The following is a 23130-nucleotide window of genomic DNA, read 5'->3' as shown; positions in this document are numbered from 1 at the left end:
GGCGGCGGCATCGGTGTGGTTGCCGGGGCTGAGGAAGACGCCGCCCCCCGCTGAAGCTGGTGTCCAGTGCGCCGGCGGTGGTCAGGCGCACCACGGCCATGTCGGTGAAGCCGGACGTGGTGCTGTGGCCGGCCAGCAGCAGGCGGCCGCTGGCGTCCAGCGTCACGGCTTCGATGACGACGTCGCTGCCCACGCTCGTGCGGAACTTGCCGCCGCTGGCGAAGGTGGTGTCCAACGCACCGGTGCTGGTGTAGCGCACCGCCACCACGTCGTGCGAGCCGGAATCGCCGGCATAACCGCCGACCACGATGCGGCCGTCGGCTTGCACGGCGACGCCGGCACCGATGGCCCGGCCATCGGCGGCATGGAAGGTGGTGAGAACACGGCCACCGGTGCCAAAGCTGCTGTCCAGCGTGCCGTTGGCCAGCAGCCGCACGGCGGTGAAGCCGTAGGTGGTGCCGCTGATGGCATAACCAGCGAGCACGATCTTGCCGTCGGCCTGCCGCGCCACGCTGGTGAACTCGCCGAAACCTTCATTCAACGTCACGACGGCCACGCCGCCGGTGCCGAAGCCGGTGTCCAGCGAGCCGTCGGCGTTGTAGCGCACCACGGCGCCGTCCAGGTTGCCGTAGGCACCCACCACCAGCAGCTTGCCGTCAGGCTGCAGCAGGTTGGCGCTGGCGAAGTGATCATCCGCGCCCAGGCTGGTGATGACCCGACCGCCAGTGCCGAACTGCGGGGCCTGGTTGTCGGCCACCACCACGTTGAGCGTGGCCGTATCGGTGGCGGCGCTGAAAGCGGTGCTGCCGCCGTTCACCGAGGCGTCCAGCTTGCTGCCGGCGCTGCCGGTCGTCTGGTCCCAGGCGCGGAAGCTGAAGGAGGCGCTCCCGGCGCTGCTGTCGCCGGGCACCAGCCGGATCAGGTCCTGCTCGCGCAGCGCAAGCGCCGAACTGCCGGCCACGGAGCCGACATCCGCCCACGTCGCGCCGCCGTCCAGCGAGTATTGCCAGCTGCCGGCGGTGCCCGCCGTGGCCGTGACGACGATGCCGGATGCGCTGGCGGCGTCGGCATCGCTCACCTGGCCCGCCAGGAAGGAGGCCACCGTCTGGCCGGCGTTGTGCCGGTCCAGCGTGGCCAGCGACGCGAGTTCCGGGGCCGACGGCGCGAGCACCGGCGCCGCGTTGGCCAGCGTCTGCCCGAACATGGCCTGGCCTTGCAGGCCGATGGCCAGCGCGGTCTGGATCACGCCCTGATGCACCTCCAGCCGCCAGTCACCACCCAGCAGCGTGGCGCCGGTGAGGTCGTCGGAAGCGGCCACGTCGGCGCCGGTGAGCTGCGCCAGCGCCTGCACGAATGCCAGGCCGTTGCTGCCGGCGGCCACGTCGCAGCCGTACAGCAGCACATCGGCATCGGCGGACAGTGCGGCGCGCCAGGCGCCGAGCTCATCGGCCCGCTGCGCCAGCGTGGCGGCGTCCAGCACCTGTCCGCCCAGGCTGACGGCACCACTGCTGCCGTGGCTGACCAGGTGCAGCGCCGACAGCCCGCTGTGCGAGCGCAGCACGTTGCCGATCTGCGCCAGCGCGTCGATGCCGGGCTGCAGCAGCAGGGCCTGGATGGCCCGGCCCGCGTCGGCCTGGGCCTGGATGTCGGCCAGCAGGACGGCGGCGCCTTCCACCTGGGCATCGATGAAGACCAGTTCGGCCACCTGCGTGTCTGCAGCCGGGGCAGCCGACGCCGACGCAGCCGCCGCGGCGGCAGCCGGGCTGGTGCCCAGCTGTTCACCCGCTTCACCCAGGTAGGGCAGCAACTGCCAACGGCTGCCGGCCGGCTGCTGCGCCAGCACTTCGGCGACGCGCTGGGCGCCGTCCTCGTCGGCTGCAATGGTCACCTCGTCGGCCTGCGCCTGCAGCCCTTCGGTGCTGCTGCGCCAGGCCGCCAGGCGGGCATCGTCGGGCGCCACCCGCTCGTCGATGAACAGCAGCGTGGCCGCGGGTTGCGGCGTGGCGGTGTGCAGCATGTCGCCCGCAGACACCAGCCGCTGGTCGACCACGGCGGCCGGGCCGGCCAGGGGCGAGAGGTCGGCCGAATACAGGATGCGGAGCTCGAGTTCCTCGAACAGGGGCTGGCCGAGCCAAGGGCGGAGGGTCATGACGGCGGACGAAAAAGTTGCGGGCAGCGCCAGCCCCGTACACCTGGGCCGGCAACCCCACCTTATCGACGCGGGCCGTGATGAATTGACAGAAAACGATGGAAACGGCGGCCTTGATCGGGCCGTTGTGCGCGCTCTATCAGTCCGTGTCCAGCGGCAGCACCATCTGCAGCTTGTCGAACAACCGGCCGTCGGCCAGGCGCAGCGCACGCGGCAGGCAGCCGCAGGTGCGGAAGCCGGCGCGCTCGTACAAGGCGACGGCCGGCCCGTTGCCCTTCGTGACCGTCAGCGTGAGCTGCAGCAGCCCGCCGGTCTCGCGCGCCCGGGCCACGGTGGCCGCCAGCAGCTGGCCGCCCAGGCCGCGGCCCTGGTGGCCGGGTGCCACCATCATGGCCACCAGGTGCCCCAGGTGCCGTTCCTTGGCGCGGCTGGAGATCTCGCAGGTGAGGGCGCCCAGCAGTTCGCCGGCCTGCAGCACGCCCAGGGTGAAGCCGCCGTCACCGGCCTGCAGCCGCTCGGCGTAGCTGTCCACGGTGCGGTGATGCTCCGTCTGCGCATCGGAGGTGAAGGCTTCGGGATGGCGGCTGAGCATCAGGTCGCGCAGACGCTTGTAGGCGGCCGCATGCGCGGGCTGCAGCAGCTCAACGGGCAGCGGGGGTGTGGAGGTCATGGTCGTGAAAGCCGCGCCAGGTCCTGCGCGGTGTTGGCATTGGCGAAGGCCCGAGCATCGGCGAACGGCACCTGCACGCAGCGCAGCCGCGCCGCCCAGGCCTCCACCTGCCGGCCGCCATCGGCCAGGAAGCCGGCCAGGTCGTCGGCCAGGCTGCGGCGCAGCAGGCCGAACACCGGCTGCGGCTGCCGGCGCCCGGTGTCGGGATCCAGGGTGACCGGCATCACCGCGTCCGCGGCCTCGGCGTGCGCGGCCAGGCGCTGCACCAGGTCCGGCGGAAAGTGCGGGCCGTCGCAGGGCACGCAGGCCAGCCAGGGCGTGTCGGCATGCCGCAGCCCGGCCAGCATGCCGGCCAGCGGCCCGGCGAACTGGTCGTCGGCATCCGGCCACACCGGCACGCCCCAGGCGGCATAGACGTCGAGGTGGCGGTTGGCATTGAGCATCAGCGCGCCCACCTGCGGCCGCAACCGCTCGAGCGCCCGCCGCGCCAGCGGCTGCCCTTCGAACGGCTGCAGCCCCTTGTCCACGCCTCCCATCCGCCGCCCCAGCCCGCCGGCCAGCACCAGCCCGGTGATGTCAGACATGTTCATGGCGAGCCTTCACGGGGCCGATTCCCCGGGCCGCGCGCCGGGCTGCCCCAGGCCGGCCCGGGGGCCCCATCATCCACCGATGTAGTGCATCTCGACCTTGCGAAACCCCGGCTCCGCTGCGTCAGCCGGCAGCTGCGCCCGCAGCTCCGAGTACCGGTCGTCCCGCGCGCCCCAGGCCCCGCCGATGGCCGCGGACAGCGCCTCGTCGGTGGCCCCGCCGCGCAGCAAGGCCCGCAGGTCGTGGCCGCGGCTGGCGAACAGGCACAGGAACAGCTTGCCCTCGGTGGACAGCCGCGCCCGGTTGCAATCGCCGCAGAAGGCCTGCGTCACGCTGCTGATGAGGCCGATCTCGCCGCCGCCGTCGCGGTAGCGCCAGCGCTCGGCGGTCTCGCCCGGCTGGCTGGGTGCCAGCGGCTCCAGCGGATGCTCCGCATCGATGCGCGCCAGCACCTCGGCCGAGGGCAGCACATGGTCCATGCGCCAGCCGTTGGTGCTGCCCACGTCCATGTACTCGATGAAGCGCAGCACCACGCCCGTGCCGCGGAAATGGCGCGCCATCGCCAGGATCTCGTGGTCGTTGGTGCCGCGGCGCACCACCATGTTGACCTTGATCGGCCCCAGGCCCACGCGCTGCGCGGCCTCGATGCCGGCCAGCACGTCGGCCACCGCGAAGTCCACGTCGTTCATGCGGCGGAACACCGCGTCGTCGATCGCGTCCAGGCTCACCGTCACCCGCTGCAGGCCAGCGTCCTTCAGCGCCTGCGCCTTGCGCGACAGCAGCGAGGCATTGGTGGTGAGCGTCAGGTCCATCGGCTCGCCGTCGGCGGTGCGCAGCGCGGCCAGCATGCCCACCAGCGTTTCCACGTTCTTGCGCAGCAGCGGCTCGCCGCCGGTCAGGCGCAGCTTGCGCACGCCGTGCGCGGCGAACAGGCGGGCCAACCGGGTGGTTTCCTCGAAGCTCAGCAGCGCCTGCTGCGGCAGGAACTGGTAGTTGCGGCCGAACACTTCCTTGGGCATGCAGTAGCCGCAGCGGAAGTTGCAGCGATCGGTCACCGAGATGCGCAGGTCGCGCAGCGGCCGGCCCAGCCGGTCGGACAGCAGGCCGTTCGGCGCGGCGGTGAACGGTGCGGGCGGCGCCGGCAGGGCGCTGCGCAGGTCGGCGATCGGAAACACCTTGTCAGCCATGGCGGTGATTGTGCCGGGCGTGACGGCCGTCACGCTGCGGGCAATCCGCGCTGCAGGTCAGGGCTTGTACGCAGGCCGGCACGGCCCGCGTCGTCAGTTGGCCGGCGAGCCCTGCACCGCGGAGCGCAGGTTCTGCAGGCCGAGCTGCATGCGCTGCTCCAGCTCCGCCACCTCGGGCGCGCGGCGGGCGCCGGTGAAGCGCTTGGCCCAGTAGCTGGCACCCATGTCCTCGATGCGCACTTCGCCACCCGGGCGCGGCGCATGGATGAACTTGCCTTCGCCCACGTAGATGCCCACGTGCGAGAAGGTGCGGCGCATGGTGTTGAAGAACACCAGGTCGCCGGGCTTGAGCTCGGTGCGCGCCACCTTGAACAAATCGGGGGCCTTGGCCTGCTCGTCGGCGCGGCGCGGCAGCACGCGGCCCACGCTCATCTCGAACACCTGGCGGGTGAAGCCGCTGCAGTCGAAGCCTTCCTGCTCGCTGGTGCCGCCGCGGCGGTAGGGCACGCCCAGGAAGTTCATCGCGGACATCACGAGGTCCGAGGTCTTCTCGCGCATCGTGTTCATCACGGTGGCGCTGGAGGCCGGCAGCAGGCCGCGTTCGATCAGCAGCGCGGTCACCGGGTCCGACATCGGTGCCGCCGCGGGCACCGACGGCACGGGGGCCGTCGCCTCGGGTGCGGCGTGCGCGGCAGCCGCCACGCAAAGGGTTGCGATAGCGCAAACTTTGGCGAGGCGATACGGCACGGATGGGGGGTAGGCTGCGTCACGGGGCGCGACTTTAACACCGGCTTTCCACCGTTCCGCTAGGGAAAAAACAGGTTTTTCAACGACTTATCGCACGCGTTGAAAGCTGCAGCGAAGGTGCCGGCTGCCGATCGCGCGGACCGGACCACCCCTTCAGAGGGGGGTCGGCGAGTCAGTCAAACGTCAGCCCCCGTGGCTGAAATGCCACCACAAGTTCAACAGGAGACATGCATGAGCCCAGCCGGCCGTTATGCGGACTACCACCGTCGTTCCATCGAGCAGCGCGACAGCTTCTGGGCCGAGCAGGCCGGCCTGATCGACTGGCAGCAGCCGTTCTCGCAGGTGTGCGAGCACGACAAGCCGCCCTTCGCCAACTGGTTCGGGGGCGGCACCACCAACCTGTGCCACAACGCGGTGGACCGCCACGTGGCCGGCCGCGGCGGGCAGAACGCACTGGTGTGGATCTCCACCGAGGTGGGGCAGGAGCGCATCCTCAGCTATGCCGAACTGCACCAGGAAGTGCAGCGCATGGCCGCCATCCTGCAGGAGCAGGGCGTGGTGGCCGGCGACCGGGTGCTGATCTACATGCCGATGATCCCGGAGGCCGTGTTCGCGATGCTGGCCTGCGCCCGCATCGGCGCCATCCACTCGGTGGTGTTCGGCGGCTTCGCCAGCGTGAGCCTGGCCAGCCGCATCGACGACGCGCAGCCCAAGCTGATCGTCAGCGCCGACGGCGGCTCCCGCTCGGGCAAGCCCATCGCGTACAAGCCGCTGCTCGACGAAGCCATCCGCCTGGCCACCAGCCGGCCCCAGCGGGTGGTGATGGTGGACCGCGGGCTGGTGCCCTTCGAGCCGGTGGCCGGCCGCGACATCGACTATGCCGAGGCCCGCGCCCGGCACCTGGACGCCGAGGTGCCGTGCACCTGGGTGGAGTCGACCCACCCCAGCTACACCCTGTACACCAGCGGCACCACCGGCAAGCCCAAGGGCGTGCAGCGCGACACCGGCGGCTACGCCGTGGCGCTGGCCACCAGCATGCGCGACATCTTCCAGGGCAAGCCGGGCGAGACCCTGTTCTGCACCAGCGACATCGGCTGGGTGGTGGGCCACAGCTACATCGTCTACGGCCCGCTGATCAGCGGCATGGCCACCATCCTCTACGAAGGCCTGCCGACGCGGCCCGACGCATCCATCTGGTGGAGCCTGGTGGAGCGCTTCAAGGTCACCACGATGTTCAGCTCGCCCACCGCGGTGCGGGTGCTGAAGAAGTTCGACACCACGGCGATGAGCAAGCACGACCTCGGCTCGCTGCGCGCGCTGTTCCTGGCCGGCGAGCCGCTGGACGAGCCCACGGCCCAGTGGATCAGCCAGGCGCTGGGCTGCCCGATCATCGACAACTATTGGCAGACCGAGACCGGCTGGCCGATCCTGGCGCTGGCCAACGGCGTGGAGAAGCAGCACTCGAAGTTCGGCAGCCCCGGCCTGCCGGTGCCGGGCTACGACGTGAAGCTGGTGGACGAGGAGACGGGCCAGGACATCACCGAGCCGAACCGCAAGGGCGTGGTGGCCATCGAGGCGCCGCTGCCGCCGGGCTGCCTGCAGACGGTATGGCGCGACGACGAGCGCTTCGTCAACACCTACTGGAAAAGCGTGCCCAACCGCCTCGTCTACAGCACCTTCGACTGGGGCGTGCGCGACGAGGACGGCTACTTCTTCATCCTCGGCCGCACCGACGACGTGATCAACGTCGCCGGCCACCGGCTGGGCACCCGCGAGATCGAGGAGAGCATCTCCAGCCATCCGGCCATCGCCGAGGTGGCGGTGGTGGGCGTGGCCGATGCGCTCAAGGGCCAGGTGGCGGTGGCCTTCGCGGTGCTGAAGGACGCCAGCCTGGCCGCCACGCCCGAGCAGGCGCTCAAGCTGGAAGGCGAGGTGATGAAGCGGGTGGACGAGCAGCTGGGCCCGGTGGCGCGGCCGGCGCGGGTGCGCTTCCTGGCGGCGCTGCCCAAGACCCGCTCGGGCAAGCTGCTGCGGCGCGCCATCCAGGCGGTGTGCGAGGGCCGCGACACCGGCGACCTGACGACGATGGACGACCCGGCCGCGCTGCAGCAGTTGCGCGAGGCGGTGCAGGCTTAACCGAGGCCTTGAACTCGCGCCGTACCATGGGCCCTCGGAAAACTTTCGAGGCTGCGCATGTACCAGCACACCTGGGCGGCCACCGCCGCCGCGCTGTTGTTCACCGTGTCGGGCACCACCCTGCCCGGCATCGCTTCGGCGGCTGACCAGCCCGCCAGGCCCCGCATCGAGAAGGCCGCCGACCTTCCGCGCTTCAGCTACGAGGTCAAGGGCCCGCTGGAGCCGGTGGTGCGCGAGGCCGACCGCTTTGCGCCGCTGGCCGCGGCCATCCGCCGCGACACCGAATCGGTGCTGGCCCGCTACGACATCCCGGACAAGGCCACCCAGCGCGACCTGCTGGGCCTGCTGGCGGCGCTGGATTACCTGGACGGCCGTTACGACCAGGTGCTGGCCCGCAGCGAGCAGATCCGCGCGCTGCAGGACAAGCCGGCCGACAAGCTCCTGTCGGGCCTGCGGCTGCGGGCGATGGCGCAGGCCGCCAAGGCGCATGGCCCGCAGGGCGAGGCCTTCCAGCGCGCGGTGGCCACCCAGATCCGCCGCGAGCTGGACGGCATGCCCTACGCGGTGATCGAGAACGACATCAAGAGCGCCAAGATGGGCATGGAGCTGATCGGCGAGGCGCTGGTGCTGGGGCGGGTGCGCGAGGTGATGCAGCCCATCGTCGACCGCAGCGGCACGCTCAGCTCCGACTTCGCGCCCGCGCTGGTGAATGCCCGGCTGTCGCTCACCGCCGTGCTGCCACTGAAGAACACGCTGGTGGACACATACAGCAGCTACCTGGCCGCCCACCAGGTGCAGAAGCCCGACATCTGGGCCGCGCGCGACGTCACGCTGACGCCGGCGCAGGTGAAGCAGCCGGTGGCCATCGCCGTATGGGACAGCGGCACCGACACCGCGCTGTTCGGCAAGCAGGTGCTGGCGGATGCGCAGGGCAAGCCGGCGCTGATCGCCTTCGACAAGTACGCCCGCCCGGCCAGCGGCGAGCTGATGCCGATCCCCAAGGAGCTGCAAGCCCAGCTGCCGCAGATGAAGGCGCGTACCAAGGGCTTCTCCGACCTGCAGTCCAACATCGACAGCAAGGAGGCCAGCGAGGTCAAGCGCTACCTTTCCACGCTGGCGCCCGACCAGTACAAGTCGGCGGTGGAGCAGATCGGCCTGGCCGGCAACTACGAGCACGGCACCCATGTGGCCGGCATCGCGATGGCCGGCAACCCGGGCGCGCGCCTGCTGGTGGCCCGCATCGAGTTCGGCTGGACGCTCAAGCCCGACCCGTGCCCCAGCCGCGAGCTGTCGGAGCGCGACGCCCAGGCCGCGCAGGCCTACGTGGACTATTTCAAGCAGCACCAGGTGCGCGTGGTCAACATGAGCTGGGGCGGCAATGTCAACGCCATCGAGAACGACCTGGAGCAGTGCGGCCTGGGCAAGACGCCCGAGGAGCGCAAGGCCACCGCGCGGGAGCTGTTCGAGATCGGCAAGGCCGGCCTGACCAAGGCCTTCGCCAGTGCGCCCGACATCCTCTTCGTCACCGCCGCCGGCAACAGCAACAGCGACGCCAGCTTCGTGGAGGACATCCCGGCCGGCATCGTGCTGCCCAACCTGCTGACGGTGGGTGCGGTGGACCGCGCCGGCGACGAGGCACCCTTCACCAGCTACGGCCCCACAGTGAAGGTGCATGCCAACGGCTACCAGGTGGAGAGCTTCCTGCCGGGCGGCGACCGGGTGGCGCTGTCGGGCACCTCGATGGCCTCGCCGCAGGTGGCCAACCTGGCGGCCAAGATGCTGGCGGTGAATCCGTCGCTCACGCCGGGCAGGCTCATCGAGCTGATCGTCGGCACCGCCGAGCGCACGCCGGACGGCCGGCGGGTGCTGGTGCATCCGAAGAACGCGGTGGCCGCCGCGGCGGCTGCCACCGCCACCGCCACCGGCCCGGCGCGCTGATGGACAGGCTCTCCGCCCTGCGCGGCGTGGTGCTGGCCAGCGCCGTCACCGCCGGCCTGCTGGCCGCGGTGCCGGCCCCGGCCGCCGACGTGCCGGACTTCCCCGTGCTGTCCTCGCCTGCCGCGGTGCGCCAGGCCTGCGACCAGGGCCTGGCCGAGGCGCGGGCGCAGCTGGCCGCGCTGGAGCGCCGGCCGGCCGATGCTGGCTGGCTGGCGGCCTCCGACGCCTTGTCGGCCACCATCGAGGACCGCTACTACCCCATCGGCTTCCTGTCCAACGTGCATCCGCAGGCGGCGGTGCGCGCCGCCACCCAGGCCTGCGAGCTGCGGTGGCAGGGCTTCCTGTCCACGCTGGGCCTGAACGAGCGGCTGTACCAGGCGCTGAAGTCGCTGCCGCCGGGCGATGCCATCGACCAGCGTGCCGCGTCGCTGGCGATGGAGGCCTTCGAGGATTCGGGCGTGGCGCTGCCGCCGGCGCAGCGGCCGCAGGCCAAGCGCCTGGCCGACCGCATCGGCGAGCTGGGCCTGGCCTTCGACAAGGCGGTGCGCGACGGCCGCACCCGCGTGGCCTTCACCGAGGCCGAGCTGAAGGGCGTGCCGGAGGCCACCTGGCGCGGCGCCCGGCGCGATGCGCAGCGCCGCATCCTGCTGGGGCTGGACATGCCCAGCTACCTGGCGGTGATGAACAACGCCGAGTCCGCCGCCGCGCGCGAGCGCATGTACCGCGCCAAGATGACGGAGGGCGGCCCGGCCAACCTGGAGCGGCTGTCGCAGATCGTGCGGCTGCGCACCGAGTACGCCGCGCTGTTCGGTCATGCCAGCTACGACGACTTCGTGCTGCGCCGGCGCATGACCGGCGGCACCGAGCGCACGCAGGCCTTCCTGGACGAGGTCAAGGCCGCCGTCACCGCCAGCGAGCTGCGCGACGTGGAGGAGCTGCGCCAGGCCAAGGCCGAGCACACCGGCCAGCCGCTGGCCGACACCCGCATCCAGCGCTGGGACGTGTTCTTCTACGGCGAGCGGGTGCGCCGCCAGCGCTACAGCATCGACCAGGAGGCCTTCCGCCCCTACTTCCCGCCGCAGGAGAGCGTGCAGTTCGTGATGAAGCTGGCCGAGCGCATGTTCGGCGTGCGGCATGAGCGCATCCAGGGCGCGCGGCTGTGGCACCCCGAGGCCCAGGCCTGGGCGGTGGTGGATGCCGACAGCGGCCAGCGGCTGTCCACGCTGCTCATCGACCTGTATCCGCGCGACGGCAAGTACAACCATGCGGCGGTGTGGCCACTGCGCAGCGTGTCCACCGCCAGCGGCCGGCTGCCGATGTCGGCGCTGGTGGTCAACCTCGACCGCAAGGGCCTGTCGCTGGAGGAGGTGGAGACGCTGCTGCACGAGTTCGGCCATGCGCTGCACAACAACCTGTCGAGGACGCGCTACACCGCGCAGGCCGGCACCTCGGTGCTGCAGGACTTCGTCGAGGCACCGTCGCAGATGCTGGAGGACTGGGTCTACGACCCCGAGGTGCTGGGGCTGATGCAGCAGGTGTGCGCCGACTGCAAGCCGGTGCCGCGGGAGATGCTGGCCCAGGCGCGCCGGGCGCGCGACCACGGCAAGGGCCTCACCTATTCGCGCCAGCACCTGTATGCCTCCTACGACCTGGCGCTGTACGGCCCGCGCCCGGCCGGCCAGCCGGTCGATCCGCTGGCACTGTGGGTGGCGATGGAAGGCGCCACGCCGGTGGGTCATGTGCAGGGCACGATGCTGCCGGCCGGCTTTGGCCACATCGCTGGCGGTTATGCCGCGGGCTACTACGGCTACCTCTACAGCCTGGTGGTGGCGATGGACTTGCGCACCGCCTTCGAGGGCCGGCGGCTGGATGCAGCGGTGGGCAAGCGCTACCGCGACAGCGTGCTGGCGCAAGGCGGGCAGAAGCCGCCGCTGGAACTGGTGCGCGACTTCCTCGGCCGCGACACCAACTCCAAGGCCTTCTTCGACTACCTGGCGGAATGAAAAAAAGCGGCCCCGGTGGGCCGCTTCTCATGGCGGGTGTGGAAGGTGCGCCGCCGTCAGAGCACCTCGGAAGCGAAGTCCGCCAGCCGCGAACGTTCGCCGCGCGCCAGCGTCACATGGCCCGAATGCGGCCAGCCCTTGAAGCGGTCGACCGCGTAGGTCAGGCCCGACGAGCCTTCGGTCAGGTAGGGCGTGTCGATCTGCGCCAGGTTGCCCAGGCAGACGATCTTGGTGCCCGGGCCGGCGCGGGTGATCAGCGTCTTCATCTGCTTGGGCGTCAGGTTCTGCGCCTCGTCGATGATGACGAACTTGTTCAGGAAGGTGCGCCCGCGCATGAAGTTCAGGCTCTTGATCTTGATCTTGCTGCGCACCAGGTCGTTGGTGGCCGCGCGGCCCCATTCACCGGCGCTGCTGTCGCTACGGGCCAGCACTTCCAGGTTGTCGTCCAGCGCGCCCATCCACGGGCTCATCTTCTCTTCCTCGGTGCCCGGCAGGAAGCCGATGTCCTCGCCCACCGGCACCGTCACCCGGGTGACGATGATCTCGGTGTAGCGGCGCTCGTCCATCACCTGCGCCAGGCCGGCGGCCAGCGTCATCAGCGTCTTGCCGGTGCCGGCGGTGCCGGTCAGGGTGATGAAGTCGCACTCCGGGTCCATCAGCAGGTTCAGCGAGAAGTTCTGCTCCCGGTTGCGCGCGGTCACGCCCCACACGGCGTTCTTCTGGTGGGTGTATTCCTTCAGCGTCTTGAGCACCGCCGTCTTGCCGGTGATCTCGACCACGCGCGCATACAGCGGCACCGCGCCCGGCGACTCCAGGTAGACGAACTGGTTGATCAGCAGCGCCGGCACCATCGGCCCGGCGATCCGGTAGAAGGTGTGGCCGCTCTGCTGCCAGCTCTCCATCGTCTTGCCGTGGCGCTCCCAGAAGTCCGAAGGCAGCTGCAGCACACCGTTGTAGAGCAGGTCGCCGTCTTCCAGCGTCTTGTCGTTGAAGTAGTCCTCGGCCGGCAGGCCCAGCGCACGCGCCTTCACGCGCATGTTGATGTCCTTGGACACCAGCACCACGTCGCGCTCGGGCATCTGCTCGCGCAGGCCCTGCACCACGCCCAGGATCTGGTTGTCGGCCTTGCCCTGCGGCAGGCCGGCCGGCAGCTTCACGTCCAGCAGCGTGGTCTGGAAGAACAGCTTGCCACCGGCTTCCTTGTGGCCGCTCTTGGCCAGCGGGATGCCGGCCTTGGGATCGGCGAGGTTGTCGGCGGCGGCCAGCGCATCCAGCTCGCGGCTGACCTGGCGCACGTTGCGCGAGACCTCGCTCATGCCCTTCTTGTGGCCGTCGAGTTCCTCGAGCGTGATCATCGGCAGGTAGATGTCGTGCTCGTCGAAGCGGAAGAGGGACGTCGGGTCGTGCATCAGCACGTTGGTGTCCAGCACGAACAGCTTGGCCGGGCCGGTGTGCTTGGGACGGCGCGGCTTGGCCTGCGGCGCCGGGCGGTCCGCGGCGCGGGCGGTCACCGGGGCGCTGCGGGCCGCCGGGGCGGGCACCGGCAGGGCCGGGGCTTGCGCCGGGCTGCGCGCGGTGGCCGGCGCGCGGCCTGCGGGCTCGCGGGCGGCGGTGCGGCCGCCGGGCTGGCGGGCCGGGGCGGGTGCCGGCGCGGCCTTGGCCGCGGGCACCTCGGTCTCGTCATGGCTGAACAGGTCCAGCACCGCGGGCGCCACCTCGGCCGCTGCAGGTTGCTTGGCGGCGCGTTTGCCGGTCTTGGGCGCGGCCTGCGAATCGAAGTCGGCGGAAGCGAGTACGGCTGCTTTGCGGGTCGGCGGCTTGGGCAGGGGCATGGGCGGTGGGCTTTTCAGGCTCGTAGAAACGACAAAGCCGCGCAGGGGCCTGCGCGGCTTTGGAGGGGATGGACGCGGGGTCGCAACAACTCACGAACATGCGGCGCATTATGCGCCGGGGTTCATGACCGTTGCGGGGCGTGCTCAGGCGGCGAGTTTCAAGGCGTTCACCGCCTTGATCACTTCTTCGACGTGGCCAGCGACCTTCAGGCCGCGCCACTCGGCACGCAGCACGCCGTTGGCGTCGATCAGGAAGGTGCTGCGCTCGATGCCCTTGACCTTCTTGCCGTACATGATCTTGTTCTTCACCACGCCGAACATGTGGCAGAGCTTCTCTTCGGTGTCGGCGATCAGTTCGAACGGCAGGTCGAGCGCCTGCTTGAACTTCTCGTGCGAGGCCATGTTGTCGCGCGACACGCCGAAGACCACGGCGCCGGCGGCCACCAGCTCCTTGTGGTGGTCACGAAACTGCATTGCTTCGGTGGTGCAGCCGGGGGTGTTGTCCTTCGGGTAGAAGTACAGGATCACCGTCTGACCGGCATACGCCTGGGGTGTGAATTTCACACCGCCCGTGGCAAGCGCTTCAAACTCCGGGAGGGCTTTATTGAGGGCTGGCGTCATGAAGGCGGATCTCTTCTATGGGGTTACCTGACGGTGCAGGAACAACCCTCGATTATACGGGGGTCGTACGACGAGCTCGGTTTCGTGAGGTTTGAACTTGCCTTGCCGGTGAGGATTCACTGCGCTGGCAGCAACAGGGCCGCGACGACCGATCGGCCTTCGCTGGCGAGCACGTTGTAGGTGCGGCAGGCGGCCGCGGTATCCATCGTCTCCACGCCGATGCGCCGCTCGATCAGCGAGCGCTGCAGCGCCGGGCTGACGAAGCGCAGCTGCGGGCCCGAGCCGAAGATCACCAGTTCGGGCTGCAGCGACAGCACCTGCTCGAAGTGCGCCGCGGTGAGTTCCGCGAGCGCGCCCACGGGCCATGCCAGCGCCTGGCCGCGCCAGGGCACCAGCACGCTGGCGGTCCAGGGCGTGCCGTTGACCCACAGGCGCCCGGGCTCCACGCGCGAGATGCTGTTGACGCCTTCGAGATGGTCGGGTTGGAATTTCATACGTGCTCTAATTATCGGTTCTTCGGAGAATCCCCCTGTGAAGCCTCTCTCAAAGTCCACCAAGCTCGCCGACGTGTGTTACGACATTCGTGGACCCGTCCTGGCCAAGGCCCGGCAGATGGAGGACGAGGGGCAGAAGATCATCAAGCTCAACATCGGCAACGTGGCCGCGTTCGGGCTGGAGCCGCCCGACGAGATCGTGCAGGACATGATCCGCAACCTGCCGCACACGGCGGGCTACACCGACAGCCTGGGCCTGTTCGCGCCGCGCAAGGCGGTGGTGCACTACACGCAGCAAAAGCAGATCAAGGGCGTCACGGTCGACGACGTCTACCTGGGCAACGGTGTTTCCGAGCTCATCACGATGAGCCTGAACGCGCTGCTGAACAACGGCGACGAGGTGCTGCTGCCTTCGCCCGACTACCCGCTGTACACCGCCTCGGTGGCGCTGTCGGGCGGCACGCCGGTGCACTACATGTGCGACGAGCAGAGCGACTGGCTGCCCGACATCGCCGACATCCGCTCGAAGATCACGGCCAACACCAAGGCCATCGTCGTCATCAACCCGAACAACCCGACCGGCGCGCTGTACCCCGAGAGCGTGCTGCGCGAGATCGTGCAGGTGGCGCGCGAGCACCAGCTGCTGATCCTGGCCGACGAGATCTATGACAAGACGCTGTACGACGGCGCGGTGCACACCAGCATCGCCTCGCTGGCCGACGACGTGCTGTGCATCACCTACAACGGGCTGTCCAAGAACTACCGCAGCTGCGGCTACCGCGCCGGCTGGATGGTGGTGTCGGGCGACAAGCGCCATGCACGCGACTACATCGAGGGCCTGAACATGCTGGCCTCGATGCGGCTGTGCGCCAACACGCCGGGCCAGCTCGCCATCCAGACCGCGCTGGGCGGCTACCAGAGCATCAACGACCTGGTGGCGCCCACGGGCCGGCTGTGCCGCCAGCGCGACCTGGCCTACGAGCTGCTGACTCAGATCCCGGGCGTGAGCGTGGTCAAGCCCAAGGCCGCGCTGTACATGTTCCCGCGGCTGGACCCGCGCATGTACCCGATCCAGAACGACCAGCAGTTCGCCTACGAGTTGCTGGCCGAGGAGAAAGTGCTGATCGTGCAGGGCACGGGCTTCAACTGGCCCACGCCCGACCACTTCCGCATCGTGTTCCTGCCCAATTCCGACGACCTGGCCGAGGCCATCGGCCGCATCGCGCGCTTCCTCGAGCACTACCGCAAGAGACATTCCCAATGAAACCGATTCGGATCGCCGTGCTCGGCGCTGGCGTGGTGGCCAGCGGCGTGGTGCATGTGCTGCAACGCAACCAGGCTGAGATCCAGCGCCGCGCCGGCCGCGGGCTGGAAGTGGTGTCCATCACCGCGCGCAACACCGCCAAGGCCACCGAGGCGCTGGGTGCGACCGGCGTGCCGATCGACGACGGCTTCGAGGCCGCGGTGCGCCGGCCCGACGTGGACATCGTGGTCGAGCTGATCGGCGGCACCGACCGCGCGCGCGCGCTGGTGCTGGCCGCCATCGAGGCCGGCAAGCATGTGGTCACCGCCAACAAGGCGCTGCTGGCGGTGCACGGCAGCGAGATCTTCGCGGCGGCCAGCGCACGCGGCGTGATGGTGGGCTTCGAGGCGGCGGTGGCCGGTGGCATCCCCATCATCAAGGCGCTGCGCGAGGGCCTGACGGCCAACCGCATCGAGTGGATCGCCGGGATCATCAACGGCACCACCAACTTCATCCTCAGCGAGATGCGCAGCAAGGGCCTGGACTTCGCCACCGTGCTGGCCGAAGCGCAGCGCCTGGGCTATGCCGAAGCCGACCCCACCTTCGACATCGAAGGCGTGGACGCCGCCCACAAGCTCACGCTGATGAGCGCCATCGCCTTCGGCGTGCCGGTGCAGTTCGACAAGGCCTACGTCGAGGGCATCACCAAGCTGCAGGCGGCCGACATCCGCTATGCCGAGCAGCTGGGCTACCGCATCAAGCTGCTGGGCATCACCCGCTGCCGCGACGACGGCATCGAGCTGCGCGTGCACCCCACGCTGGTGCCGGCCAAGCGCCTCATCGCCAATGTGGAAGGCGCGATGAACGCGGTGGTGGTGCAGGGCGATGCCGTGGGCACCACGTTGTACTACGGCAAGGGCGCCGGCAGCGAGCCCACCGCCAGCGCCGTGGTGGCCGACCTGGTCGACATCACCCGGCTGCACACCGCCGACCCCGACCACCGCGTGCCGCACCTGGCCTTCCAGCCCGATGCGATGAGCGACGCGCCCATCCTGCCGATCGAGCAGGTGCGCACCGCCTTCTACCTGCGCCTGGTGGTGGCCGACGAGACCGGGGTGCTGAGCCGCATCACCACCATCCTGGCCGAGCTGGACATCTCCATCGACGCAGTGCTGCAACGCGAATCCGCCGAAGGCGAGCGGCAGACCGACCTCATCATCCTGACGCACGACACGGTGGAAGGCCGCATGCGCAAGGCGCTTGCGCAGATGCAGGCGCTGCCCACGGTGCTGGCGCCCATCGTCGCGCTGCGCAAGGAAGAACTGGCCTGACCGTGAAATACATCAGCACCCGCGGCAACACCGACCGCCGCAGCTTCAGCGAGATCCTGCTCGAAGGCCTGGCGCCCGACGGCGGCCTCTACCTGCCCGAGCGCTATCCGCACATCGAGGACGCCACGATGAACCGCTGGCGCACGCTGTCGTATGCGGACCTGGCGTTCGAGATCCTGTCGCTGTACATCGACGACATCCCGGCCGACGACCTGCGGGCGCTGACGCACAAGACCTACACCCATGCGGTGTTCGGCACCGAGGCCATCGTGCCGCTGAAGCCGCTGGAGCCGGGGCTGGCGCTGGAGGCGCTGTCCAACGGGCCCACGCTGGCCTTCAAGGACATGGCGATGCAGCTGCTGGGCCACCTGTTCGAGTACGAACTGGCCCGCCGCGGCGAGACGCTCAACATCCTGGGCGCCACCTCGGGCGACACCGGCAGCGCCGCCGAGTACGCGATGCGCGGCAAGCAGGGCGTGCAGGTGTTCATGCTGAGCCCGCATGGCCGCATGAGCCCGTTCCAGCAGGCGCAGATGTTCAGCCTGCAGGACGAGAACATCCACAACATCGCCATCGAAGGCGTGTTCGACGACTGCCAGGACATCGTCAAGGCGGTGAGCAACGACCTGCCGTTCAAGCGCGCGCACCGCATCGGCACCGTCAACTCGATCAACTGGGCGCGGCTGCTGGCGCAGGTGGTGTACTACTTCGCCGGCTATTTCCAGGCCACGCAGCACAACCAGGAACGGGTGAGCTTCGCGGTGCCTTCGGGCAACTTCGGCAACATCTGCGCCGGCCACGTGGCCCGCATGATGGGCCTGCCGATCGAGCGGCTGATCCTGGCCACCAACGAGAACGACGTGCTGGACGAGTTCTTCCGCACCGGCACCTACCGCGTGCGCAAGGGCCACGAGACGCACGAGACCTCCAGCCCGTCGATGGACATCAGCAAGGCGAGCAACTTCGAGCGCTTCGTCTTCGACCTGATGAACCGCGACGGCGAGCAGGTGCGCCACCTGTTCGGCGAGGAGGTGGAGCAGGCCGGCGTGTTCAGCCTCAAGCCCGATGAATTCGAGCGCATCGCGTCCTTCGGCTTCGTGTCGGGCAAGAGCACCCATGCCGACCGGCTGCGCACCATCCGCGACACCTGGGAGCACTACGGCGTGATGATCGACACCCACACCGCCGACGGCCTGAAGGTGGCGCGTGAGCAGTCGCTGGCCGGCACCACCACGCTGGTGCTGGAAACCGCGCTGCCGGTGAAGTTCGCCGAGACGATCCGCGAGGCGCTGGGCCGCGAGCCCGACCGCCCGGCTGCGCTGCAGGGCATCGAGGACCTGCCCAAGCGCTTCACCGTGATGCCGGCCGATCCGCAGGGCGTCAAGGCCTACATCTCGGCCCGCGTCAGCACTTGATCCAGCAGGCAGTGCCCGTGAAGGTGGTGGGTTTCGCCGGCCCGTCCAACGTCGGCAAGACCACGCTGATCACCGGCGTGCTGGCCGCGCTGAAGGCGTCGGGCCGGCGGGTGTCGGTGCTCAAGCATGCGCACAAGCGCTTCGACGTCGACCAGCCCGGCAAGGACAGCTGGCGCCACCGCGAGGCCGGTGCCTTCGAGGTGCTGCTGGCGTCGCAGAAGCGGCTGGCGCTGCTGCGCGAGTACGACGCCGAGACCGAACCATCGGTGCACCAGCTGCTGGCCGAGCTGTCGCCCTGCGACTGGGTGCTGGTCGAAGGCTTCAAGCATGCCGACCTGCCCAAGATCGAGGTGCGCCGCGCCGCCGCGCCCGAGCAGATGGCGCCGCTCTACACCGACGATCCCTTCGTGGTGGCGCTGGCCACCGACAGCCCGCCGCCGGTGGCCACGTCGCTGCCGCAGCTATCCATCGACGATCCCGCCGCGGTGGCGCAATGGCTGCTGCAATCGGGCGACCGCTTCGACTACCGGCCGGAGCACCACTTTCCCGACGAGGCTGCATGACCCCATCCCCCGAGCGTTCCCCGCTGATGCCGCTGGACGAGGCGCTGCGCCTGCTGGGCGAGGGCGCCCGCGCCGCGGCGATCACTGACACCGAGACGCTGTCCACCTTCGATGCGCTGGGCCGCGTGCTGGCGGCCGAGGTGTGCTCCGGCCTGGACGTGCCGCCGCAGGACAACACTGCGATGGACGGCTACGCCGTGCGCGTGGCCGACGTGCAGGCCGAAGGCACCGTGCTGCCGGTGAGCCAGCGCATCCCCGCCGGCACCGTGGGCCAGCCGCTGCAGCCCGGCACCGCGGCGCGCATCTTCACCGGCGCGCAGATCCCGGCCGGCGCCGATGCGGTGGTGATGCAGGAACGCTGTGAGGCGGTGGCAGGCGGGGCGGGTGACCTCGGCAGCGTGCGCGTGAACCTGCTGCCCACGCCGGGCCTCTCGATCCGCCGCCGTGGCGAGGACGTGCGCAGCGGCGCCGTGGTGCTGGAGCGCGGCCAGCGCCTGTCGCCGCAGGCGCTCGGCCTGGCCGCCTCGGTGGGCGCCGCCACGGTGCAGGTGCTGCGCCGGCCGCGGGTGGCACTGTTTTCCACCGGCGACGAGCTGGTGATGCCCGACGAGGTGCCGCCCGAGCGCATGCCGCCGGGCGCGATCTACAACTCCAACCGCTTCACGTTGCGCGGGCTGCTGCAGTCGGCCGGCTGCGAGGTGACCGACCTGGGCATCGTGGCCGACCGGCTGGACGCCACGCGGCAGGCGCTGCGCACGGCGGCCGAGGGGCACGACCTGATCCTCACCTGCGGTGGCGTGTCGGTGGGCGACGAAGACCATGTGAAGCCCGCCGTGCAGGCCGAGGGCCGGCTGGCGCTGTGGCAGCTGGCGATCAAGCCGGGCAAGCCGCTGGCCTTTGGCGCGGTGAACCGGGCCGGCGGTGGCGAAGCCTTGTTCGTCGGCCTGCCGGGCAACCCGGTGTCGGCCTTCATCACCTTCATGGTGGCGGTGCGCCCGGTGCTGCAGGCGCTGCAGGGCCTGCCGGCCACGCTGCCGCGCGCCATGCAGGCCCGCGCCGGCTTCGACTGGCTGCGGCCCGACAAGCGGCGCGAGTTCCTGCGCGTGCGCTTCGATGAGGCCAGCGGCGCGCTGGTGCTGTTCAGCAACCAGGGCTCGGGCGTGCTCACGTCCACCGTCTGGGCCGACGGCCTGGTGGACAACCCGCCCGGCCAGGCCATCGCGAAGGGCGACACCGTCGCCTTCCTGCCGATGCAGGCGCTGGTGGGCACCTGAGCGGGCCGGCGCGATGAAGGTGCAGGTGCGTTACTTCGCCTCGCTGCGCGAGGCACTGGGCAGCGGCGAGGCCGTCGAGCTGCCCGCCGGCAGCCGCGTGGCCGACCTGCGCGCCGCACTGGTGACGCGCAGCCCGCTGCATGCCGAGAAGCTGGGCGCCGGCCGCGCGGTGCGCTGTGCGGTCGACCAGCTGATGTGCCAGGACGAAGCCCAGCCGCTGCCCGAGGGCGCCGAGGTGGCGTTCTTCCCCCGGTCACCGGCGGCTGAAGGCGGGCTTCAGCCTGCCGCGGCCAGCCGGCCGAGATCGGCCACCAAGCCTTCGATGCGCTGCTGCAGCGCCGCCGACACCGGCCGCATCGGCGCGCGCAGCTCGTTCTTCAGCAGGCCTTGCGCCGCCAGCGCGGCCTTGGCCGGTGCCGGGTTGGGCTCGGCAAAGGCGGCGTCGATCCAGGGCAGCAGTGCCTGCCACAGCCGGCGCGCGGCGGGCAGGTCGCCGGCCAGCAGCCGCTCGCGCAACCGCACGAAGAGCTTCGGGTGCAGATGGGCCGAGGCCGAGATGCTGCCCGCGCCGCCTGCGCACAGCGTGGCGAAGATGTTCACGTCGTCGCCCGCCAGCACCTGCAGCCGGCCGTCGTCGATCAGCGCCTGCGTGTCGGCAGCGCAGCCACCGCAGTCCTTCAGGCCGGTGATGCGCTCATGCGCCGCCAGCGCCAGCGCCGTCTCGCGCTGGATGCGGGTGCCGGTGCGCGAAGGGATGTCGTAGAGCACCACCGGCAGCGGCGAGGCATCGGCCAGCATGCTGAAGAAGTCGATCACGCCGGCCTGCGGCGGCTTGACGTACAGCGGCGGCGGCACCAGGAAGCCCTGCACGCCGCATTCGGCCCACTGCAGCAGTTCGTCGCGCACCGCGGCCGGCGCGCTGCCGGCCACGCCCATCAGCACCGGCAGGCCGGCCCGCTCGGCCATCACCGCCTGCAGCACCTGGCGCTGCTCCGCCTCGCTCAGCAGCGCCGCTTCGCCGGTGCTGCCGCACACGACGTAGCCGGCGATGCCGCCGGTCGCCAGCGTGGCCACCAGCCGGCGCAGCGCCGGCAGGTCGACACGGCCGCCGTCGAAGGGAGTGACGAGGGGGATCCACACACCTGAAAGATCGAGCACGAACAGTTCTCCTGGTTGCGACCGCAAGGGGCAAACCGTGTGCGCGTGGCGGCTCAGCGGGTGGGTGGCAGCGGGGAGCGGGGGGGGTGGAGCGGGGCGGCCAGGTCCGTTGCGTCGCGCATCCGAACACGGAACCGCAGCTCCGGTCAGAAGCGCCGCAGTTTTTTGAGGCCCAGGCTTGCGCCCAGGTCGCCGAAGCGGGCTGGGGACAAGGTGTTGCCGGGCATGGGGCTGAATTCTAGATGCCACAATCCCGCAAATGCAGATGGAAATAGCGCACACCTCCGCCGCCGGCCAGGCCCGGCCGCGGGTGCGTGTGCAGGCCACCGATTTCGACCTGTCCGCCGAGGTGGCCGAGCTGCGTGCCGGCGATGCCGGCATCGGCGCGGTGGCCGCCTTCGTCGGCACGGTGCGCGACCGCGACGGCAGTGCCGCGCAGGCCGCCGCGCCGGTCAGCCTGCTGGAGCTGGAGCACTATCCCGGCATGACCGAGCGCGCGATCGAGGCCATGATCGACGAGGCGCAGCGCCGCTTTGGCATCCGCGGCGCGCGGGTGGTGCATCGCATCGGCCCGCTGGCGCTGAACGAGCAGATCGTGCTGGTGGCCGTGGCCGCCGCGCACCGCGGCGAGGCCTTCCAGGCCTGCGAGTTCCTGATGGACTACCTGAAGACCCAGGCCCCGTTCTGGAAGAAGGAACACTGCGCCGACGGCGCCCGCTGGGTGGATGCCCGCGTGGCCGACGATGCCGCCGCCGCTCGCTGGGGCCTGCCGGCGACCAACCTCGCCGGCAGCGTTGCCGGGCTTCCACCCGCCCTGCCGGCGGTGCAGCCCGCATGACGGCCGCCCTCGGCGCGGTGCCCTGGACCACCGTGGCGGCGATCGGCATCGGCGCGGCCGCCGGTGCGCTGGCCCGCTTTGCCGCCGGGCTGTGGTTCAACGGCCTGTGGCGCGGCTTTCCGCTGGGCACGCTGCTGGTGAATTGCGTGGGCGGCTTCCTGGTCGGCGCGGCGATGGTGCTGTTCGCACGCCACCCGGACGAGACGCTGCGCCACCTTGCAGTCACCGGCTTCCTCGGTGGGCTCACCACCTTCTCGGCCTTCTCCGGCGAATCGCTGGGCCTGCTGCAGCGCGGCGAGCTGCCGATGGCCGCGGCCCACACCCTGTCCCACGTGCTGGGCGCGTTGCTGTGCGCCAGCCTCGGCTTCCTGCTCGCGCGGGCGGCGCTGCGCCCATGAACGCACCCATCGACGCGGCGATGAAGCTGCCCGCCCAGGCCGACCCCGCCGCCGCGCGCCTGGCGCTGCGCGCGGCACTGGGCCGCTATGCCACCGGCGTGACCATCATCACCTGCCGCGACGCCGACGGCGCGCCGGTGGGGCTGACGGCCAATTCCTTCAGCGCGCTGTCGCTCGATCCGCCGCTGGTGCTGTGGTCGCTGCGCCAGGCCAGCGGCAGCCTGGCGCCGTTCTCGGCGGCGCCGGTGTTCGCGGTCAACGTGCTGGCGGAAGACCAGGTCGAGCTGTCGCGGCGCTTCGCGTCGTCGGTGGCCGACAAGTTCCAGGGCGGCGACTGGCGCGACGGGGCGCACGGCGCGCCGGTGCTGGCCGGCTGCGCCGCGGTGTTCGAGTGCGCGCTGACGGCGCAGCAGACGGCCGGCGACCATGTGCTGTTCATCGGCCAGGTGCTGGCCCACTGCCATGCGGCCGAGACGGCGCCGCTGGTATTCCACGCCGGGCACTATCACGACCTGGGCGACCGGCTGTAGCCACCGTCGATGCGC

At 70.5% G+C, this 23130-nt stretch carries 19 protein-coding genes and 2 pseudogenes; 12 read left to right on the top strand and 9 right to left on the bottom strand.

The window, feature by feature from the left end; translation table 11 throughout:
* Positions 1-97: 97 nt before the first annotated feature.
* The 5 genes and pseudogenes from LRS14_RS30600 to LRS14_RS06345 form a co-directional block, all read right to left on the bottom strand.
* Positions 98-2017 (bottom strand): annotated as a pseudogene (locus LRS14_RS30600) (DUF4347 domain-containing protein); the annotation flags it as partial.
* Between the two features lie 271 nt (positions 2018-2288).
* Positions 2289-2819 (bottom strand): GNAT family N-acetyltransferase, encoded by a 531-nt coding sequence (locus tag LRS14_RS06360; protein ID WP_257799000.1) that lies wholly within the window; start codon positions 2817-2819, stop codon positions 2289-2291.
* Positions 2816-3409: a molybdenum cofactor guanylyltransferase MobA gene (gene mobA, locus LRS14_RS06355; RefSeq protein ID WP_257798999.1), complete on the bottom strand. Its 594-nt coding sequence runs from the start codon at positions 3407-3409 to the stop codon at positions 2816-2818. Before mobA ends, LRS14_RS06360 begins: the two co-directional genes overlap by 4 nt.
* A 69-nt stretch (positions 3410-3478) precedes the next feature.
* Positions 3479-4594: a GTP 3',8-cyclase MoaA gene (gene moaA / locus LRS14_RS06350; RefSeq protein WP_257798998.1), complete on the bottom strand. Its 1116-nt coding sequence runs from the start codon at positions 4592-4594 to the stop codon at positions 3479-3481.
* A 93-nt stretch (positions 4595-4687) separates the two neighbouring features.
* A complete protein-coding gene (locus LRS14_RS06345; protein WP_404977535.1) occupies positions 4688-5254 on the bottom strand; it encodes a C40 family peptidase in 567 nt (188 codons plus the stop codon).
* A 288-nt stretch (positions 5255-5542) separates the two neighbouring features.
* Here LRS14_RS06345 and LRS14_RS06340 point away from each other — a divergent pair, with 288 nt between their 5' ends.
* The 3 genes from LRS14_RS06340 to LRS14_RS06330 are packed head-to-tail and all read left to right on the top strand — an operon-like array spanning position 5543 to position 11418.
* On the top strand, positions 5543-7477 hold the full coding sequence (locus LRS14_RS06340; RefSeq protein WP_310740808.1) for a propionate--CoA ligase: 1935 nt from the start codon (positions 5543-5545) through the stop codon (positions 7475-7477).
* A gap of 57 nt (positions 7478-7534) precedes the next feature.
* Positions 7535-9415: a S8 family serine peptidase gene (locus LRS14_RS06335; protein ID WP_257798996.1), complete on the top strand. Its 1881-nt coding sequence runs from the start codon at positions 7535-7537 to the stop codon at positions 9413-9415.
* Complete coding sequence (locus tag LRS14_RS06330; protein WP_257798995.1) at positions 9415-11418, top strand: M3 family metallopeptidase; 2004 nt, start codon at positions 9415-9417, stop codon at positions 11416-11418. Before LRS14_RS06335 ends, LRS14_RS06330 begins: the two co-directional genes overlap by 1 nt.
* A 56-nt stretch (positions 11419-11474) precedes the next feature.
* Here the strand turns inward: LRS14_RS06330 and LRS14_RS06325 are convergent, their stop codons facing one another.
* The 3 genes from LRS14_RS06325 to LRS14_RS06315 all read right to left on the bottom strand — a co-directional run bounded on the left by LRS14_RS06325 (position 11475) and on the right by LRS14_RS06315 (position 14365).
* Positions 11475-13250 (bottom strand): PhoH family protein, encoded by a 1776-nt coding sequence (locus LRS14_RS06325; protein WP_257798994.1) that lies wholly within the window; start codon positions 13248-13250, stop codon positions 11475-11477.
* 144 nt (positions 13251-13394) lie between these two features.
* Positions 13395-13871 (bottom strand): peroxiredoxin, encoded by a 477-nt coding sequence (locus LRS14_RS06320; RefSeq protein ID WP_046115752.1) that lies wholly within the window; start codon positions 13869-13871, stop codon positions 13395-13397.
* Positions 13872-13987: 116 nt separating this feature from the next.
* Positions 13988-14365 carry an Mth938-like domain-containing protein gene (locus LRS14_RS06315; protein ID WP_046115753.1) on the bottom strand — a complete coding sequence of 126 codons (378 nt, stop codon included), beginning with the start codon at positions 14363-14365 and terminating at the stop codon, positions 13988-13990.
* Between the two features lie 37 nt (positions 14366-14402).
* On the opposite strand from LRS14_RS06315, the gene LRS14_RS06310 reads away from it, so the two are divergent.
* From LRS14_RS06310 to LRS14_RS06285, 6 genes and pseudogenes are all read left to right on the top strand, one after another.
* Complete coding sequence (locus LRS14_RS06310) at positions 14403-15629, top strand: pyridoxal phosphate-dependent aminotransferase (RefSeq protein ID WP_046115754.1); 1227 nt, start codon at positions 14403-14405, stop codon at positions 15627-15629.
* On the top strand, positions 15626-16939 hold the full coding sequence (locus LRS14_RS06305; protein WP_257798993.1) for a homoserine dehydrogenase: 1314 nt from the start codon (positions 15626-15628) through the stop codon (positions 16937-16939). The genes LRS14_RS06310 and LRS14_RS06305 overlap by 4 nt, the downstream gene beginning before the upstream one ends.
* Positions 16940-16941: 2 nt before the next feature.
* A complete protein-coding gene (thrC, locus tag LRS14_RS06300) occupies positions 16942-18354 on the top strand; it encodes a threonine synthase (RefSeq protein WP_046115756.1) in 1413 nt (470 codons plus the stop codon).
* 17 nt (positions 18355-18371) lie between these two features.
* Positions 18372-18917, top strand: coding sequence for a molybdopterin-guanine dinucleotide biosynthesis protein B (gene mobB / locus LRS14_RS06295; protein WP_046115777.1), 546 nt, complete (start codon positions 18372-18374; stop codon positions 18915-18917).
* Complete coding sequence (gene glp, locus LRS14_RS06290) at positions 18914-20191, top strand: gephyrin-like molybdotransferase Glp (protein WP_257798992.1); 1278 nt, start codon at positions 18914-18916, stop codon at positions 20189-20191. Before mobB ends, glp begins: the two co-directional genes overlap by 4 nt.
* A gap of 13 nt (positions 20192-20204) precedes the next feature.
* Positions 20205-20381, top strand: a pseudogene (locus LRS14_RS06285) (MoaD/ThiS family protein); the annotation flags it as partial.
* A gap of 86 nt (positions 20382-20467) precedes the next feature.
* Here the strand turns inward: LRS14_RS06285 and dapA are convergent.
* Positions 20468-21349: a 4-hydroxy-tetrahydrodipicolinate synthase gene (gene dapA / locus LRS14_RS06280; RefSeq protein WP_257798991.1), complete on the bottom strand. Its 882-nt coding sequence runs from the start codon at positions 21347-21349 to the stop codon at positions 20468-20470.
* 259 nt (positions 21350-21608) lie between these two features.
* On the opposite strand from dapA, the gene LRS14_RS06275 reads away from it, so the two are divergent.
* From LRS14_RS06275 to LRS14_RS06265, 3 genes are read left to right on the top strand one after another with little or no spacing between them, the layout of a single operon-like run.
* Complete coding sequence (locus LRS14_RS06275) at positions 21609-22187, top strand: molybdenum cofactor biosynthesis protein MoaE (protein WP_257798990.1); 579 nt, start codon at positions 21609-21611, stop codon at positions 22185-22187.
* A complete protein-coding gene (locus LRS14_RS06270) occupies positions 22184-22585 on the top strand; it encodes a CrcB family protein (protein ID WP_046115759.1) in 402 nt (133 codons plus the stop codon). Before LRS14_RS06275 ends, LRS14_RS06270 begins: the two co-directional genes overlap by 4 nt.
* Positions 22582-23115: a flavin reductase family protein gene (locus LRS14_RS06265; protein ID WP_232315549.1), complete on the top strand. Its 534-nt coding sequence runs from the start codon at positions 22582-22584 to the stop codon at positions 23113-23115. Before LRS14_RS06270 ends, LRS14_RS06265 begins: the two co-directional genes overlap by 4 nt.
* Positions 23116-23130: the final 15 nt, after the last annotated feature.

This window comes from Aquincola sp. J276, assembly GCF_024700035.1.
GTDB lineage: Bacteria > Pseudomonadota > Gammaproteobacteria > Burkholderiales > Burkholderiaceae_C > Aquincola > Aquincola tertiaricarbonis.
Note: the sequence above shows the minus strand (reverse complement) of the source record. Positions and strands in the feature narration are given on the sequence as shown.

Bases quoted from the DNA above. Each gene is read 5' to 3' on its own strand.
- LRS14_RS06360 (WP_257799000.1), bottom strand. From the start codon at position 2,819: ATGACCTCCACACCCCCGCTGCCCGTTGAGCTGCTGCAGCCCGCGCAT.
- mobA (WP_257798999.1), bottom strand. From the start codon at position 3,409: ATGAACATGTCTGACATCACCGGGCTGGTGCTGGCCGGCGGGCTGGGG.
- moaA (WP_257798998.1), bottom strand. From the start codon at position 4,594: ATGGCTGACAAGGTGTTTCCGATCGCCGACCTGCGCAGCGCCCTGCCG.
- LRS14_RS06340 (WP_310740808.1), top strand. From the start codon at position 5,543: ATGCCACCACAAGTTCAACAGGAGACATGCATGAGCCCAGCCGGCCGT.
- LRS14_RS06335 (WP_257798996.1), top strand. From the start codon at position 7,535: ATGTACCAGCACACCTGGGCGGCCACCGCCGCCGCGCTGTTGTTCACC.
- LRS14_RS06330 (WP_257798995.1), top strand. From the start codon at position 9,415: ATGGACAGGCTCTCCGCCCTGCGCGGCGTGGTGCTGGCCAGCGCCGTC.
- LRS14_RS06325 (WP_257798994.1), bottom strand. From the start codon at position 13,250: ATGCCCCTGCCCAAGCCGCCGACCCGCAAAGCAGCCGTACTCGCTTCC.
- LRS14_RS06320 (WP_046115752.1), bottom strand. From the start codon at position 13,871: ATGACGCCAGCCCTCAATAAAGCCCTCCCGGAGTTTGAAGCGCTTGCC.
- LRS14_RS06315 (WP_046115753.1), bottom strand. From the start codon at position 14,365: ATGAAATTCCAACCCGACCATCTCGAAGGCGTCAACAGCATCTCGCGC.
- LRS14_RS06305 (WP_257798993.1), top strand. From the start codon at position 15,626: ATGAAACCGATTCGGATCGCCGTGCTCGGCGCTGGCGTGGTGGCCAGC.
- glp (WP_257798992.1), top strand. From the start codon at position 18,914: ATGACCCCATCCCCCGAGCGTTCCCCGCTGATGCCGCTGGACGAGGCG.
- LRS14_RS06275 (WP_257798990.1), top strand. From the start codon at position 21,609: ATGCAGATGGAAATAGCGCACACCTCCGCCGCCGGCCAGGCCCGGCCG.
- LRS14_RS06270 (WP_046115759.1), top strand. From the start codon at position 22,184: ATGACGGCCGCCCTCGGCGCGGTGCCCTGGACCACCGTGGCGGCGATC.
- LRS14_RS06265 (WP_232315549.1), top strand. From the start codon at position 22,582: ATGAACGCACCCATCGACGCGGCGATGAAGCTGCCCGCCCAGGCCGAC.